The sequence below is a fragment of the Caballeronia ptereochthonis genome (assembly GCF_001545075.1).
Classification (GTDB): Bacteria; Pseudomonadota; Gammaproteobacteria; order Burkholderiales; family Burkholderiaceae; genus Caballeronia; species Caballeronia ptereochthonis.
The window spans coordinates 82,639-97,254 of sequence record NZ_FCOB02000029.1; the positions used below are offsets into that span (position 1 = coordinate 82,639).

Consider the following 14,616-nt stretch of genomic DNA (forward strand, 5'->3'; position numbering starts at 1 on the left):
TATGCCGGCTTTTCGTTTCGAAGCGATCGACCACGCAGGCAAGACGCAGAAGGGCGTGCTCGACGCGGACAGCGCCCGCGCCGCGCGCAGCCAGCTGCGCACGCAGGGCCTGACGCCGCTCGTCGTCGAGGCGGCGGGCACGCGCACGCGTGGCGAGCGCCAGCAGCGGCTTTCGCTCGGGCGGCGCCTGTCGCAGCGCGAGCAGGCGATTCTCACGCGCCAGCTCGCGAGTCTGCTGATCGCGGGCCTGCCGCTCGGCGAGACGCTCGCCGTGCTGACCGAGCAGTCCGAGCGCGACTACATCCGCGAGCTGATGGCCGCGATTCGCGCCGAAGTGCTCGGCGGCCATTCGTTCGCCAATGCGCTCGCGCAGCATCCGAAGGATTTTCCGGAGATCTACCGCGCGCTGGTCGCGGCGGGCGAGCATACCGGCAAGCTCGGCCTCGTGCTCTCGCGTCTCGCGGACTACATCGAGCAGCGCAATGCGCTCAAGCAGAAGATCATTCTGGCGTTCACGTATCCGGGCATCGTGACGATCATCGCGTTCGGCATCGTCACGTTCCTGTTGAGCTATGTCGTGCCGCAGGTCGTGAACGTGTTCGCGAGCACGAAGCAGGCGCTGCCTTTCCTGACCGTCATGATGATGGCGCTCTCCGCCTTCGTGCGCAGCTACTGGTGGGCGGTGCTGATCGGCGTCGTGCTCTTCGCGTGGCTCGTGAAGAGCATTCTCGCGCGGCCCGGGCCGCGCATGTCGTTCGACCGCTGGCTGCTCGGCGCGCCGCTCATCGGCAAGCTGGTGCGCGGCTACAACACCGTGCGCTTCGCCAGCACGCTCGCCATCCTGACCGCCGCCGGCGTGCCGATCCTGCGGGCGCTGCAGGCCGCCGGCGAAACGCTCAGCAACACGGCGATGCGCGAGAACGTCGACGACGCCATCGTGCGCGTGCGCGAAGGCTCGTCGCTGTCGCGCGCGCTCGGCAACACGAAGACGTTTCCCCCCGTGCTGGTGCATCTGATCCGCTCGGGCGAGGCGACCGGCGACGTCACCACCATGCTCGACCGCGCCTCCGAAGGCGAAGCGCGCGAGCTCGAACGCCGCACGATGTTCCTCACGAGCCTGCTCGAACCGCTGCTGATTCTGGCGATGGGCGGCGTCGTGCTGGTCATCGTGCTCGCGGTGATGCTGCCGATCATCGAACTGAATAATCTGGTGCAGTAATGAACGCCCTGCAAACTCGCTTGCTAACGCTCGCCGCCCTCGCGCTTTTCTGCGTGACGGCGACGTATTGGGTCGTCACGCTGACCTCGCGCCAGACCGCGCCGCTGCCCGCCGCGGCCGCGACGCGCACGCCGTCGGTCGAGCAGGCCGCGACCATTTTCGGCGGACGGCTCGAACGCCAGGCCAATCAGGATGTGCATCTGTTCGGCATTCTGGCCTTGCAGGGCGGCGCGGCGGCCATCGTGAGCTACGGCGGCGAGCCGGCAAAGGCCGTGTCGCTCGGCGGTCCGCTCACGCAAGGCGTGAAGCTCTCGGAAGTGCGAGCGCGCTCGATCATCATCGATCGCAATGGCGTGAAGTCCGAGATCTTCCTGCCGCAGAATCCGCCCGGGCCGACGATCTGGGTGCGCTGAGCGCGACGCGATGCCTCGCCCGCGCATGAATCACGCGACGAAAGCAGATCGATAGAATGAGCGGCGGCTTCGGCAAGAGGCGAAGCCGCGCGATTTTTTCAATCATCACCGGGCATCAGGTCCGGAAACGATATTTTCAATACACGAGGTAGCAGTCATGCAAATGTGGACACAACGCCGCATGCAAATCGAACGAGCCCGAGCGCAGGGACGCCGCCAGCGCGGCTTCACGCTGATCGAAATCATGGTCGTGATCGCGATTCTCGGCATTCTCGCCGCGCTGATCGTGCCGAAGATCATGAGCCGCCCGGACGAGGCGCGCCGCGTCGCCGCGAAGCAGGACATCGGCACGGTCATGCAGGCGCTGAAGCTCTATCGCCTGGATAACGGCCGTTATCCGACGCAGGAGCAAGGCCTGCGCGCGCTGATCGAAAAACCCACGACCGAGCCGGTGCCGAACAACTGGAAGGACGGCGGCTATCTGGAGCGCCTGCCGAACGATCCGTGGGGCGGCCAGTATCAGTATCTGAATCCGGGCGTGCACGGCGAAATCGACGTGTTCAGCTACGGCGCGGACCAAAAGGCGGGCGGCGAAGGCAACGATGCCGATGTCGGCTCGTGGCAGTAGACGTTTCGCATAGAAGAAGGCAATCGACGTGAACAGGTACGGCAGGCGGATCGGCATCGCGCGGCGGCAAGCCGGCTTCACACTGCTCGAAATGCTCGTCGTGCTCGTGATCGCCGGGTTGCTCGTGTCGCTCGCGTCGCTGCAACTGACGCGCAATCCGCGCACCGACCTCAACGAGGAGGCGCAGCGTCTCGCGCTGCTGTTCGAATCCGCGGGCGACGAAGCTCAGGTGCGCGCGCGGCCGATCGCGTGGCAGCCGCTCGACGGCGGCTTCCGCTTCGACATTCGCACGGAAGACGGCTGGCGTCCCTTGCGCGACGACCTCTTTCGCGCGCGCCGCTGGGAAGGCGGCGTGACCGGCGTGACGATCCAGTTCCTCGACTCGGACAAGTCGGTGAGCCGGCTCGTGTTCGGTACCGAGGCGATCGACGCCCCGATGGAAATCACGCTGATCTCGCCGGCGGGCCGCGCGATCATCGTCGGCAGCGGCAATGGCCGCTTTCAGGTGCGGTGATGCGCGGCGCTCGCCAGCAACGCGGCTTCACGATGATCGAAGTGCTCGTGGCGCTCGCGATCATCGCCGTGGCGCTCGCCGCGTCGCTGCGCGCGGTCGGCTCGCTCGCGACGGGCGAAGCGGACCTGCATCGGCGGCTGCTCGCGGGCTGGAGCGCCGACAACGAACTCGCGCAATTGCGGCTCTCGCATACGTTCCCGCCGCTCGGCTCGCGCACCTTCGACTGCTCGCAGGGCAATCTGAAACTCACGTGCACGCAGCGCGTGAGCCAGACGCCGAATCCGATTTTCAGGCGCGTCGAGATGTTCGTCTCGACGCCGGGACGCTCCGGCAATCTTGCGCAAATGGTCACGGTGGTGGCGAATGAAACGAATCGCTCGCTCTGACCGCGGCCTTCGCGGCAACACCCGGCAGCGCGGCTTCACGCTGCTGGAAATGCTGATCGCGATCGCGATCCTCGCGGTGATCGCCGTGCTGTCGTGGCGCGGGCTCGATTCCGTGATTCGCGGCCGCGCGACGATCAGCAACGCCATGGAAGACGAGCGCGTGATCGCGCAGCTATTCGACCAGATGCGCATCGACGCGCGCCAGGCCGCCACCGACGACGAAGCGGGCCAGCCCGCGGTGCAGATCGGCAACGGCTCGCTGCAGATCGTGCGCGGCGTGTTCGCGCCGGGCACGCCGCCGCGCCTGCAGGTGGTCCGCTACCGGCTCTCGAACGGCCAGATCGTGCGCTATGCGTCGCCGCCGCTCGCGAATGTCGGTGAAGTGCGCCGCGCGCTGTCGTCGGGAGACTCGACGGGCGGCTGGAGTGCGATTCCGCTGATGGGCGGCGTGGGCTCGCTCGCGACGCGCGTCTACATTCCGGATAAAGGCTGGACGACGAGAATGAGCGACGTGCTCTCGCAGATCAACCAGAACGACAACAACCTGAAGGTGCCGCAACTGGGCAACGCGCCGCTGCCGCGCGCGGTGTCGGGCATCCAGGTCGCGGTCGGCGCGCACAATCTGCAAGTGCCGCTCACGCGCGTTTTTCTGGTCGGAGAGTGACGATGCGAACGCCCAGCCGAAGCCGAAAGGAACGCGGCGTCGCGATCATCAGCGCGCTGCTCGTCGTGTCGCTCGCGGCCATTCTCGTGTCGGGCATGCTGTGGCGCCAGCAGGTGCAGGTCCGCCGCATCGAGAACCAGCGGCTGCTCGCGCAGGCGCAGTGGATCTCGCGCAGCGCGCTCGACTGGACGCGCCTCATCCTGCGCTCGGAAGCCGATACCTCGCCGACGGTCACGTATCTCGGTGGCGTGTGGGGCGTGCCGATCGCGAAGACGAAGCTCTCGGACTTTCTCGGGCAGATCGGCGAAGTGCGTGCGCAGCAAGGCGCATCGACGTATCTGTCGGGCTCGATCGAGGACGCGCAGGCGAAGTTCAACCTGCGCAATCTGGTTTCGACGCCGACGCCCGGCGTGCTGACCATCAACGTCGCGCAGATCCAGGCGTTCCAGCGGCTGCTCACGATGCTCGGGCTGAACGGCTCGCTCGCGAAGACGGTGGCGCTGCAGATGCGCGCGGGTCTCGCGCGCTCCGCGACGCGCTTTCAGACGCAGACGGGCAACAGCACGGGCACGACGACTGGCGCGAGCACCCAGGCGACCATCGCGGCGCTTGCGCAGGGGGGCGGGACCGGCGGCGGCAACTTCACCGACGATCCGGGCCTGAAAGACGCTGACAGCGACGCGCCCGTCGCGCCCTTGCAGATGATCAGCGTCGATTCGCTGCTCGACGTGCCGGGTTTTTCGCCGGAGGCGGTCGCGAAGCTTAGGCCGTTCGTCACGGTGCTGCCGACGACGACCGCCGTCAACATGAACACCGCCCCCGCCGAAGTGGTGGCGGCCGTGGTGCCGGGCATGAACCTGTCGCAGGGTCAGGCGTTCGTCGCACGCCGCGAGACGGTGTTCTTTCACGACGTCGGCAACGTGCAGCTCGCGCTGACCGGCGCGGGCGTCAAGACGGCGACGTCGATCGATCCGAGCGAGCTCGACGTCACGACGAAGTACTTCGTGATTCACGGGCGTGTCGAGCACGAACGCGCGCAGCTCGAGCGCACGACGCTCGTCTATCGCGACCCGACGACGCATACGACGCGCATCGTCTACACGCGCGACACGCTTTGAAGACGTGCCGCTGTTACTGATGAGAGGAAGTGGCCTTTGAGCACACTGATCGTTTTATTACCGCCGCGCGATCCCGCGGTGCGCTCGGAAGAGTGGCATCTGCCGGATCTGCCGTTTCTGCTGCTCGACAAGCGCGGCGAGCCGCAACGCATCGGCCGCGCGGCGCTCGGGCTTCTGCCGCGCGCGAACGCGACGGTATTGATCGTCGCCGCGCGCGACACGCTCCTGCTAGCCGCCTCCGTGCCGCCGCTCAAAGGTCCGCGTCTGCGCCAGGCGCTGCCGAACGTCGTCGAGGATCAGCTGATTCAGGATCCGCAGACGTGTCATATCGCCGTGGATCCGGTCGAGCTCGCCGACGGGCGGCGCGTGGTCGCCGTGATCGATCGCGGCTGGTTCCGCTTCGTGATCGGCGCGTTCGCGGGCGCCGGGCATCGCAACGTGAAGGCCGTGCCCGCGATGCGCTGCCTGCCGGTTCCGGCTGGCGCGCCCGTCGAAGAAGGCAAGGAAGGCGAGGAAAAGGAAGCGCCGACGCCTTTCGTCGCCGGCCTGCTGGGACATGTCGTTTCGACCGCGCCCGCGCTGATCGGCGAGATGGCCGCGCCCTCGCCGGCTGCGCTCGGTGCGCCGCGCGTCGAGATCGCGATCGCGCGGGGCGAACGTGCGTTGCTCGGCGAAGGCCTCGCGTTGCCAGCCGATTCCATCGCGGCCACGCTCGCCGCGCTCGCGGGCGATCAGCCCACGGCCATCTATACGCTCGTCGATCTGCCGGGCGACGAGCCGCGTCTTGCCGGATTGCGCAATGTGGCCGGCGTCGCCGGCGCGCAACCGCTCGCCTTCGAGGCGCTCGCGCGCAACGCGCTCGCCAGCCGCTTCGACCTGTGTCAGTTCGAATTTGCCGCGCAGCCGTGGCGGCTCGACCGCGCGACCATGCGCCGCTTGCGCGTGCCGATCGCGCTCGTGGCGGCGTCGATTCTCGTGTCGATCATCGGCGTCAACGTGCAATGGCTGCAGCTCGCGCGCCAGCGTGACGCGATCAGCGCGCAGATGACCGAGCTCCTGCTCAACGCGTTCCCGAAGACGACCGTCGTGCTCGACGCGCCCGATCAGATGACGCGCAATCTCGAGCGCCTGCGGGTGGCGTCGGGCGAGCTGTCGCCGACGGATTTCCTGTCGCTTGCGGACGGGCTCGCGCGCTCGCTCGGTCCCGTGCCGGTGAACGGCGTCGCGGGGCTCGACTATCGCGACCGTCATCTGGAAGTGACCTTCAAGCCGGAGACGAAGGTCGATCCCGACCTCACGAAGCGCCTCGCCGCCAACGGCCTGAACGGTTCGATCGATAGCAACACCGGCAAATGGACGATCAGGAGCGGCCAATGAAAGCGGAAATCGGACGTGCCCTGTCGGAATTCTGGGAAGGGCGCACGCCGCGCGAAAAGACGCTGCTGATGTGGGGCGCCCTCGTGCTCGGGCTCGTGCTGGTCTATCTCGTGCTGTGGGCGCCCGCGTATGAAGGCCGTCAGCATCTGCGCGAAACCTTGCCAGCGATGCAGCGCCAGCTCGCGACGATGACGGCGCAGGCCAACGAAGCGCGTTCGCTCGCGGGCAGCGCCGAAGGCGTGACGCCGACCGGCGGCGCGCTGCGCGATGCGCTCGCGAAGTCGCTCGCGGACAACGGCATGCAGCCGACGCAGGTTCAGGTGATCGGCGCGGCGGTGCAGATCCAGTTGAAGAACGCGTCGTTCCCCAACTGGACGATGTGGCTCGACGACGCGCGCAAGCAATTCAAGGTGCAGGTGTCGGAGGCGCATGTCACGGCGCTCAAGCCCGACGGCCAGGTGGATCTGACGGCGTCGCTGCAACCGGCCGGCACCAAATGAGTTACTGGACTCGACGCATCCGGCTCGCATTGCCGGCGCTTTTCGTGATGATCGTGTCGGTGACCGGGACCTTGCTCGCGATGATGCCGGCCGCGTGGATCGTGCCGCAGTTCTCGAAGGCGACGGGCGGTCACGTGAATCTGGTCGATCCGGCGGGCTCGCTGTGGCGCGGCTCGGCGACGCTGATGCTCGCCGCGGGCAGCGACGGCGCGGGCGCGACGCTTCTGCCGGGACGCATCGAGTGGACGACGGCTTTCTGGCCGCTGTTCACGGGCCGCGTGCATATGACGATGCGTCAGAGCGAGGCGATGCCCGACGCCGTGATCCTCGACGCAACCACGCGCGGCGCGACGCTCACCTCGGGCCAGATCGCCGTGCCCGCGACCCTGCTCGCGGGTCTCGGCGCGCCGTTCAATACGCTGGACTTCGACGGAAGCGTGCGGCTCTCATGGACCGAGTTCCGTTTGCTGAACCGCAACGCCTACGGACAAGTGGTCGTCACGCTCGACGACATGGCCTCGCGCGTGTCCCGTGTGAAGCCGCTCGGCTCGTACCGCGTCGCACTGCAGGCGCAGGGTGCGTCGGCGACGATCGATCTGTCGACGAGCAAAGGGCCGCTGATGCTCAGGGGCAACGGCTCGATCTCGCAGGAATCGACGGCGTTTCAGGGCACCGCGACGTCCGCGCCCGAACAGCGCGAGAACCTGGCCGGGCTTTTGAACCTGCTCGGCCGTCATACCGATCCCGATACGGTCGCGCTGACTTTCGTGCGCTAGAGATTCAGCGGTTGGCGGCTTGCGTCGTCGCGACAGGCGCGGCCGCGACCGGCGCGGAAGCGCCCGATGCGGGCGCGGGCGCTTCCACGCCGCCCGTCTCGCGATCCATCTGCGCGACGTCCCAGCCGCCGCCGAGCGCCTTCACCAATCCCACCGACGACACCATCCGCTGCCCTGCGATGCCCGCGAGCTTCTGCTGCGCGGTGAACGCGGTGGTCTGCGCGGTCAGCACGCTGATATAAGCGACCGTCCCCGCCTTGTACTGATTGTTGATGATGGTGAGCGCCTGCTGCGCGGATTCGACTGCTTGCTGCTGCACGACGATCTCCTTTTCCAGGATGCGCAGCGAGGCGAGATTGTCCTCGACGTCCTGGAACGCCGTGAGCACGGCCTGGCGATACGTCGCGACGCTCTGATCGTAGGCGGCGCGGGCGGCATCGGTGCGTGCGGAGCGCAGGCCGCCGTCGAAGAGGGTCGCGGCGATATCCGGCCCGAGGGTCCAGAACCGCGACGGCGCGCGCAGCAGTTGCGACAGCACCGAGCTTTCGAAGCCGCCTTGCGCAGAGAGCGTGAGCGTCGGGAAGTACGCGGCCATCTCCACGCCGATCTGCTCGTTTGCCGCCGCGGCCTTGCGCTCGGCGGACGCGATATCAGGGCGCCGCTCGAGAACGGCGGACGGCATCTGCACGGGCACGGTGGGCGGAGTGGCGTCGAGCGGAATGGGCGGAAGCGAGAAAGTCGAGGCCGGCTCGCCGACGAGCACCGCGATCGCGTGCTCGAACTGCGCGCGCGCGACGCCGTTGTCGATGGCGGCGGCCTGCGCGGATTGCAACTGCGTCTGTGCCTGGATCACGTCCGAGCGCGCGACGATTCCCTGCGCGTACTGATTCTGCGTGAGCTTGAGCGATTGCTCGTAGGCGCCGACGGTGTCGTCGAGGAGCCTTTGCTGGGCGTCGAGCGAGCGTAATTGAAAATAGGTTTGCGCGAGCGTGGCTTGCGCCGAAAGACGCGCGTTGGCGAGATCGGCGGCCGCGCCTTGCTGACCGGCTTTCTGCGCCGCGACGGTGCGGGAGACGCTGCCCCACAGGTCCGGCTCCCAGGTCGCGTCGAGCGAGAGGCTGAACTGGTTATTGACCGAGCCCTGCTGGCCGAAACTGGAACTGCTGGTCGAACGGTTGCCCGCGCCTGTCCCGGAGCGCGATGCCGTAGCCGAGGCGCCGATGGTCGGAAAATACGCGGCGCGCGCCTCGCCGACGAGTGCGCGCGCCTGCCGGTACGCGGCCGCGAACTGCGCGATGCTCTGGTTCGACTGGTTGAGGCGCGTTTCGAGATCGTTGAGGCGCTCGTCGTTGTAGATGGTCCACCAGGTGCCGCGGTCGTTCTGGTCGGCGGGTTGCGCGACCTTCCAGCCTTCGGGCGCTTCCTTGTAGCTGGCCGGAATCGTCGTGGCGGGGCGCTGATAGTCGGGCCCGACCGCGCAGCCGGCGACGAGCATCGCGAGCGTGGCGGAGAGGGCCGTGGCGGTCAGGCGGCGCGTGACGGCGGGAGCGGGGAAGGCGGGGTGATGCGGCATCTGCTTGTCGATATTTCCTGTGGGCTGTGGGTCCGTTCGATGTGACGGATGTGACAGCCGAGATGGTAGGGGAACGCGAGCGGCGGCTGTTATGCGTGCGCCGGGCGTGTTGGGTAGACGTTAGCGTAACGGGTTCGCCGTAAGGTGGGTTTACGCGAGGGAGGAAATCGGTTACGACGCGTTACGAGGGTTCTTTTTTTGATCGCTTTGGCTCGCGGGGGCTCGTTCGCTTGGGCTTTCGTGGAATCCTGAATTCTTAGTGGTCTATTGGTGTTGCCCCTGTGCGGGGCGGCAGTCACTTTCTTTGCTGCTGCAAAGAAAGCAAAGAAAGCAGCTTTGGCCCAGAGTGCTTCACATAGACCCGTCGTCATGGTTGGGAGTGGCCCAGCCCCTAACGAGTGCCCACATAGGCCTAACCGGACTTGGATCGCGGACCCACTGTGTCATCGCACCGTTTAGCTGGCTGGTGCAGCACCAGCTAGCTCCGGCCCGCTACGCGGCCGTCCGGTCAATCGGGTCTGCCCGTGCTTCTTGGCTTACGCCTCCATCTCTCCGCATGTGCCTCCCGCTGGTTTCCCTTGCATGCCCTGCGGCAGCGCGCAGCGCTGTGCCGGAACGCTTCGGTGCTGAACCAGCGCCCTTGGATAGCTAGCTCGTCAGACCGTGCGCGAGCCAAGCCGCGTTAGTCCTTTGAGGGCGACACTTAGGGGCTGGGCCACTCCGAACCAATGACGACGAGTCCGCCCGGGCCCAAAGCCGCTTTCTTTGGTTGCTTTCTTTGCAGCAGCAAAGAAAGTGACTGCCGCCCCGCACAGGGGCAACGCTAATAGACCACTAAGAACTCGGGATTTCATCGAAGCCAAGCAAAAAAAACAAAAAACCCACCCACGCAAGGCCCCATCAATCAGATGGAATAACCCCAAATCCCCCCTCTGTTCGACCCATCGCTTTACACGGCGATAGCCAACAATTCACCCTATCGAAAGAGGCACGCATTCATGGCTACCACGACCGCAAACCAGCAACCCATCGTTCCCGCCAAGAGCGGCAAGCTCAAGCGCATCCTGATCATCGCCGTCGGCGCGATCGTGCTTCTCGGCGCGGGTGCCGGAGGCGCCTATTTCTTCATCGGCAAGAATCACGGCCCGGCCAAGGCCGCTCCAGAACCGCCGCCCATGTTTTTCCCGCTCGAATCGCTCACAGTGAACCTCCAGTCCGACGACGGCACCATGCACTACCTGCGCGCCGGCCTCACGCTCAAGCTGAAGGACGAAAAGACCCAGCTGCTCCTCACCGAGCACATGCCCGAAGTGCGCAGCCGCGTGCTGCTCCTGCTCTCCGGCAAGCGCCCCGACGATCTCGCGTCCGTCGACGGCAAGCGTCAGCTCGCCAGCGAACTGCGCGCGGCAGCCGAGACGGCGGCAAGCACGGCCGAAAAGCCCGTGCGCGTCGAAGAGGTGCTCTTCACTGAATTCGTCGTTCAGTAAGCGCGCCCGGCACCAACCGAACGAAACAGACTTAAGCCATGGGCCACGAAGAGTTCATGTCGCAAGAGGAGGTCGATGCCCTCCTCAAGGGCGTCACCGGCGAAATCGACCAGGTTTCCGATGAGACCAAGCCCACCGGCGTGCGTCCCTACAACATCGCGACGCAGGAACGCATCGTCCGCGGCCGGATGCCCGGCCTCGAAATCATCAACGACCGCTTCGCGCGCCTCATGCGCGTGGGCATCTTCAACTTCATGCGCCGCTCGGCGGAAATCTCCGTCGGCCCGGTGAAGGTGCAGAAGTACAGCGAATTCACGCGCAATCTGCCGATCCCGACCAACCTCAACCTGGTCCACGTGAAGCCGTTGCGCGGCACGTCGCTGTTCGTATTCGACCCGAACCTCGTGTTCTTCGTGGTCGACAACCTGTTCGGCGGCGACGGACGCTTCCATACGCGCGTCGAAGGCCGCGAGTTCACCCAGACCGAGCAGCGCATCATCAGCAAGCTGCTGAATCTGGTGTTCGAGCACTACGGGGCGTCGTGGCGCAGCGTGAAGCCGCTGCAGTTCGAGTACATGCGCTCGGAGATGCACACGCAGTTCGCCAACGTCGCGACGCCGAACGAAATCGTCATCGTGACGCAGTTCACGATCGAATTCGGCTCGACGGGCGGCACGCTGCACATCTGCATGCCGTACTCGATGATCGAGCCGATCCGCGACGTGCTCTCCTCGCCTATCCAGGGCGAAGCGCTCGAAGTGGACCGCCGCTGGGTTCGCGTGCTCTCGCAGCAGGTGCAGGCGGCCGAAGTGGAGCTGACGGTGGATCTCGCGACGATCCGCTCGTCGTTCGAGCAGATTCTCAACATGCGCGCGGGCGACGTGCTGCCGATCGATATTCCGGAGCAGGTCGTCGCGAAAGTGGATGGCGTGCCGGTGATGGAATGCGGCTACGGAATTTTCAATGGTCAATACGCGCTGCGCGTGCAGAAGATGATCAGCGCGACCGACACGATGAAGGAAGGTGGATATGAGTGACCTGATGCAGGACGGCACGCTGCCTGGCTCGCCCGGCACGGAAGAAAAGGGCGACGAGCTTTTGATGGACGATTGGGCGAGCGCGCTCGCCGAGCAGAACGGCAACGAAGCGCCGGTCGCTGCCGCGGGCGTGTTCCAGCCGCTGTCGAAGGCCGCCGCGCCGTCGACGCGCAACGACATCGACATGATTCTCGACATCCCCGTGCAGATGACGGTGGAGCTCGGGCGCACGAAGATCGCGATCCGCAACCTGCTGCAACTCGCGCAGGGCTCGGTCGTGGAACTCGACGGCCTCGCCGGCGAGCCGATGGACGTGCTCGTGAACGGCTGCCTCATCGCGCAGGGCGAAGTGGTCGTCGTCAACGACAAGTTCGGCATTCGCCTGACCGACATCATCACGCCGTCTGAACGCATCCGGAAGTTGAATCGATGAAACGCCTTGCCGCCGCCTTCCTGTCTGCCGCGCCGCTTGCCGTGCGCGCCGCCGACATGAATGCCGTCAATCACGCCGCGCAGATCGCCTCGGGCGTCGGCGCGGGAAGCGCCGTGCCGTCGCTCGGCTTCGGCGCGGTGCTGCAGACGCTCCTCGGACTCGTCGTCGTGATCGGCTTCGTGTTCAGCTGCGCGTGGCTCGCGCGCAAGTTCGGCTTTCAGGGCGGCAGGCGCAGCGGTCTGGTGAAGGTGGTGGGCGGCGCATCGCTCGGCCACAAGGAGCGTGTCGCGGTCGTCGAAGTGGGCGACACGTGGCTCGTGCTCGGCGCCGGCCCCGGCAATGTGCGCCTGCTGCACACGATGCCCGCCGGATCGGCGGAAGTGGAAGGCGTGGGCGCTCAAGCCCCGTTGCCCGCGCAAACGTTGCAAGGCAGTTTCGGTCAGAGGTTTCGCGATGCCCTCGCCGGCGAAGCGAACAAGCGTCTCCAGAAGTTCGTCGGCGGGAGCAAGTAGATGCGGGTCAGTCGTAACATCGTGCGCGGCGTGAAGCTCGCGCTGCCGGTCATCGTCGGTTTGCTGCCCTACGCGGCGCTCGCGCAAAGCACGGCGGGTCTGCCGGCCTTCAATACGAGCCCGGGCCCGAACGGCGGCACGACGTACTCGCTCAGCGTGCAGACGATGCTGCTGCTGACGATGCTCTCGTTCCTCCCCGCGATGGTCCTGATGATGACGAGCTTCACGCGCATCATCATCGTGCTGTCGCTCTTGCGCCAGGCACTCGGCACGACGAGCACGCCGCCGAATCAGGTGCTCGTCGGCCTCGCACTGTTCCTCTCGTTCTTCGTGATGTCACCGGTGCTCGACCGCGCCTACAACGACGCATACAAGCCCTTTTCCGAAGGCCAGATCGCGATGGATCAGGCGATGACGCGCGGCGTCGCGCCCTTCAAGCAGTTCATGCTGAAGCAGACGCGCGAAGCGGATCTCGCGCTCTTCGCGCGCATCTCGAAGGCCGCGCCGATGAACGGTCCCGACGACGTGCCGCTGTCGCTGCTCGTGCCGTCGTTCGTCACGAGCGAGCTGAAGACGGGCTTCCAGATCGGCTTCACGATCTTCATTCCGTTCCTCATCATCGACATGGTGGTGGCGAGCGTGCTGATGTCGATGGGCATGATGATGGTGTCGCCCACGACGATCGCGCTGCCGTTCAAGCTGATGCTGTTCGTGCTCGTCGACGGCTGGCAGTTGCTGATCGGCTCGCTTGCTCAAAGCTTTGTCTCGTGAGGATTGTGAAATGACGCCGGAATCCGTCATGACGATGGCCCATCAGGCGATGTACGTCGCCCTGTTGCTGGCCGCGCCGCTCTTGCTCGTCGCGCTCGTCGTGGGTCTGGTGGTGAGCCTGTTTCAGGCGGCCACGCAGATCAACGAGTCGACGCTGTCGTTCATCCCGAAGCTGATTGCGGTGGCGGTGACGCTCGTGATCGCCGGGCCGTGGATGCTCTCGACGCTGCTCGACTACATGCGCCACGTTTTCACGATCACGCCTGCGGTCACGGGCTGAGTTTTCCCCGATGTTCTCCGTCACCTACGCGCAACTCAACGGCTGGCTCACGGCGTTTCTATGGCCGTTCGTGCGCATCCTCGCGCTGATCGCCACCGCGCCCGTGCTGAGCCACATGGCGATTCCGATACGCGTGAAGATCGCGCTTGCCGCGTTCATTTCGCTGATCGTCGCGCCGACGCTGGGCGCCATGCCGCAGGTGACGGTGTTTTCGGCGGCGGGAGTCTGGATCATCGTCAACCAGTTTCTGATCGGCGCGGCTATCGGCATGACGATGCAGATCGCGTTTGCGGCCGTCGATGCGGCCGGTGAGTTCATCGGGCAGCAGATGGGGCTTGGCTTCGCGATGCTTTACGATCCGCGGGCGGGTGGAAATGCCGTGGTCGTTTCGCGTTATCTGAACACGCTCGCAATGCTCGCGTTTCTCGTGTTCGATGGGCATTTGCAGCTCATGAGCGCGCTCGTCGCCACGTTTCAAAGTGTTCCGATCGAGGCGAATGTCGTTGCGGCGGCCTCGCATGCGCAAGGTTGGCGGGTTCTTGTTGGTTATGGCGCCAGTGTGTTTTCCACCGGGTTGTTGCTGGCGTTGCCTATCGTTGCGGCGCTTCTTATCGCTAACCTCGCGCTCGGTATTCTCAATCGCGCCGCGCCGCAGATCGGGATCTTTCAGGTCGGGTTTCCGGTGACGATGCTCGTCGGGTTGCTTTTGTTGCAGTTGATGGTGCCCAATCTTATGCCCTTTTTTCAGCGGATCTTTGATGTGGGGATTGCGCAGGTTGGGAGGGTCGCGGGGGGGATGTTTTGACGCTCGTCGGTTGGGGCGTTTGGTTCGCTTGCTTGGGCTTTCGTGGAATCCTGAATTCTTAGTGGTCTATTGGTGTTGCCCCTGTGCGGGGCGGCAGTCACTTTCTTTGCTGCTGCAAAGAAA

Annotated in this window: 18 protein-coding genes; 17 read left to right on the forward strand and 1 reads right to left on the reverse strand. The window is 65.7% G+C overall.

Annotation, left to right across the window (positions count from 1 at the left end; genetic code table 11):
• Position 1: 1 nt before the first annotated feature.
• The 10 genes from gspF (at position 2) to AWB83_RS26895 (ending at position 7,595) form a co-directional block, all read left to right on the forward strand.
• Complete coding sequence (gene gspF, locus AWB83_RS26850; protein WP_087048655.1) at positions 2-1,219, forward strand: type II secretion system inner membrane protein GspF; 1,218 nt, start codon at positions 2-4, stop codon at positions 1,217-1,219.
• Entirely contained in the window at positions 1,219-1,632 is a 414-nt protein-coding gene (locus AWB83_RS26855) for a general secretion pathway protein GspC (protein WP_087048656.1), read from the forward strand. The genes gspF and AWB83_RS26855 overlap by 1 nt, the downstream gene beginning before the upstream one ends.
• A gap of 157 nt (positions 1,633-1,789) precedes the next feature.
• Positions 1,790-2,260, forward strand: coding sequence for a type II secretion system major pseudopilin GspG (gspG, locus tag AWB83_RS26860; protein ID WP_087048657.1), 471 nt, complete (start codon positions 1,790-1,792; stop codon positions 2,258-2,260).
• A gap of 28 nt (positions 2,261-2,288) precedes the next feature.
• Positions 2,289-2,774, forward strand: a complete 486-nt coding sequence (locus AWB83_RS26865; RefSeq protein WP_087048658.1) for a GspH/FimT family pseudopilin — start codon at positions 2,289-2,291, stop codon at positions 2,772-2,774.
• Positions 2,774-3,160 (forward strand): type II secretion system minor pseudopilin GspI, encoded by a 387-nt coding sequence (gene gspI / locus AWB83_RS26870; protein ID WP_087048659.1) that lies wholly within the window; start codon positions 2,774-2,776, stop codon positions 3,158-3,160. The genes AWB83_RS26865 and gspI overlap by 1 nt, the downstream gene beginning before the upstream one ends.
• The gene (locus AWB83_RS26875) at positions 3,138-3,824 is read left to right on the forward strand and encodes a PulJ/GspJ family protein (protein ID WP_087048660.1); all 687 of its coding nucleotides are present in this window, start codon (positions 3,138-3,140) and stop codon (positions 3,822-3,824) included. Before gspI ends, AWB83_RS26875 begins: the two co-directional genes overlap by 23 nt.
• A gap of 2 nt (positions 3,825-3,826) precedes the next feature.
• Positions 3,827-4,942, forward strand: a complete 1,116-nt coding sequence (gspK, locus tag AWB83_RS26880) for a type II secretion system minor pseudopilin GspK (protein WP_087048661.1) — start codon at positions 3,827-3,829, stop codon at positions 4,940-4,942.
• A gap of 36 nt (positions 4,943-4,978) precedes the next feature.
• Positions 4,979-6,319: a type II secretion system protein GspL gene (gene gspL, locus AWB83_RS26885; RefSeq protein ID WP_087048662.1), complete on the forward strand. Its 1,341-nt coding sequence runs from the start codon at positions 4,979-4,981 to the stop codon at positions 6,317-6,319.
• Positions 6,316-6,819: a type II secretion system protein M gene (locus AWB83_RS26890; protein WP_087048678.1), complete on the forward strand. Its 504-nt coding sequence runs from the start codon at positions 6,316-6,318 to the stop codon at positions 6,817-6,819. The genes gspL and AWB83_RS26890 overlap by 4 nt, the downstream gene beginning before the upstream one ends.
• Complete coding sequence (locus tag AWB83_RS26895; protein ID WP_087048663.1) at positions 6,816-7,595, forward strand: type II secretion system protein N; 780 nt, start codon at positions 6,816-6,818, stop codon at positions 7,593-7,595. The genes AWB83_RS26890 and AWB83_RS26895 overlap by 4 nt, the downstream gene beginning before the upstream one ends.
• Before the next feature lie 4 nt (positions 7,596-7,599).
• Here AWB83_RS26895 and AWB83_RS26900 read toward each other — a convergent pair whose 3' ends face one another.
• The gene (locus AWB83_RS26900) at positions 7,600-9,168 is read right to left on the reverse strand and encodes an efflux transporter outer membrane subunit (RefSeq protein WP_087048664.1); all 1,569 of its coding nucleotides are present in this window, start codon (positions 9,166-9,168) and stop codon (positions 7,600-7,602) included.
• A 998-nt stretch (positions 9,169-10,166) separates the two neighbouring features.
• On the opposite strand from AWB83_RS26900, the gene fliL reads away from it, so the two are divergent.
• From fliL to fliR, 7 genes are read left to right on the forward strand one after another with little or no spacing between them, the layout of a single operon-like run.
• A complete protein-coding gene (gene fliL / locus AWB83_RS26910; protein ID WP_087048666.1) occupies positions 10,167-10,655 on the forward strand; it encodes a flagellar basal body-associated protein FliL in 489 nt (162 codons plus the stop codon).
• A 38-nt stretch (positions 10,656-10,693) separates the two neighbouring features.
• A complete protein-coding gene (gene fliM, locus AWB83_RS26915; protein ID WP_087048667.1) occupies positions 10,694-11,692 on the forward strand; it encodes a flagellar motor switch protein FliM in 999 nt (332 codons plus the stop codon).
• A 4-nt stretch (positions 11,693-11,696) separates the two neighbouring features.
• Entirely contained in the window at positions 11,697-12,125 is a 429-nt protein-coding gene (fliN, locus tag AWB83_RS26920; protein ID WP_087048679.1) for a flagellar motor switch protein FliN, read from the forward strand.
• A complete protein-coding gene (fliO, locus tag AWB83_RS26925) occupies positions 12,122-12,637 on the forward strand; it encodes a flagellar biosynthetic protein FliO (RefSeq protein ID WP_087048668.1) in 516 nt (171 codons plus the stop codon). Before fliN ends, fliO begins: the two co-directional genes overlap by 4 nt.
• A complete protein-coding gene (gene fliP, locus AWB83_RS26930) occupies positions 12,638-13,408 on the forward strand; it encodes a flagellar type III secretion system pore protein FliP (protein ID WP_087048669.1) in 771 nt (256 codons plus the stop codon).
• Between the two features lie 10 nt (positions 13,409-13,418).
• The gene (gene fliQ, locus AWB83_RS26935; protein WP_087048670.1) at positions 13,419-13,688 is read left to right on the forward strand and encodes a flagellar biosynthesis protein FliQ; all 270 of its coding nucleotides are present in this window, start codon (positions 13,419-13,421) and stop codon (positions 13,686-13,688) included.
• Between the two features lie 10 nt (positions 13,689-13,698).
• Positions 13,699-14,493, forward strand: coding sequence for a flagellar biosynthetic protein FliR (fliR, locus tag AWB83_RS26940; RefSeq protein WP_087048671.1), 795 nt, complete (start codon positions 13,699-13,701; stop codon positions 14,491-14,493).
• The last annotated feature ends 123 nt before the right edge of the window (positions 14,494-14,616 follow it).

Bases quoted from the DNA above. Each gene is read 5' to 3' on its own strand.
- gspF (WP_087048655.1), top strand. From the start codon at position 2: ATGCCGGCTTTTCGTTTCGAAGCGATCGACCACGCAGGCAAGACGCAG.
- AWB83_RS26855 (WP_087048656.1), top strand. From the start codon at position 1,219: ATGAACGCCCTGCAAACTCGCTTGCTAACGCTCGCCGCCCTCGCGCTT.
- gspG (WP_087048657.1), top strand. From the start codon at position 1,790: ATGCAAATGTGGACACAACGCCGCATGCAAATCGAACGAGCCCGAGCG.
- gspI (WP_087048659.1), top strand. From the start codon at position 2,774: ATGCGCGGCGCTCGCCAGCAACGCGGCTTCACGATGATCGAAGTGCTC.
- AWB83_RS26875 (WP_087048660.1), top strand. From the start codon at position 3,138: ATGAAACGAATCGCTCGCTCTGACCGCGGCCTTCGCGGCAACACCCGG.
- gspK (WP_087048661.1), top strand. From the start codon at position 3,827: ATGCGAACGCCCAGCCGAAGCCGAAAGGAACGCGGCGTCGCGATCATC.
- AWB83_RS26890 (WP_087048678.1), top strand. From the start codon at position 6,316: ATGAAAGCGGAAATCGGACGTGCCCTGTCGGAATTCTGGGAAGGGCGC.
- AWB83_RS26895 (WP_087048663.1), top strand. From the start codon at position 6,816: ATGAGTTACTGGACTCGACGCATCCGGCTCGCATTGCCGGCGCTTTTC.
- AWB83_RS26900 (WP_087048664.1), bottom strand. From the start codon at position 9,168: ATGCCGCATCACCCCGCCTTCCCCGCTCCCGCCGTCACGCGCCGCCTG.
- fliL (WP_087048666.1), top strand. From the start codon at position 10,167: ATGGCTACCACGACCGCAAACCAGCAACCCATCGTTCCCGCCAAGAGC.
- fliM (WP_087048667.1), top strand. From the start codon at position 10,694: ATGGGCCACGAAGAGTTCATGTCGCAAGAGGAGGTCGATGCCCTCCTC.
- fliN (WP_087048679.1), top strand. From the start codon at position 11,697: ATGCAGGACGGCACGCTGCCTGGCTCGCCCGGCACGGAAGAAAAGGGC.
- fliO (WP_087048668.1), top strand. From the start codon at position 12,122: ATGAAACGCCTTGCCGCCGCCTTCCTGTCTGCCGCGCCGCTTGCCGTG.
- fliP (WP_087048669.1), top strand. From the start codon at position 12,638: ATGCGGGTCAGTCGTAACATCGTGCGCGGCGTGAAGCTCGCGCTGCCG.
- fliQ (WP_087048670.1), top strand. From the start codon at position 13,419: ATGACGCCGGAATCCGTCATGACGATGGCCCATCAGGCGATGTACGTC.
- fliR (WP_087048671.1), top strand. From the start codon at position 13,699: ATGTTCTCCGTCACCTACGCGCAACTCAACGGCTGGCTCACGGCGTTT.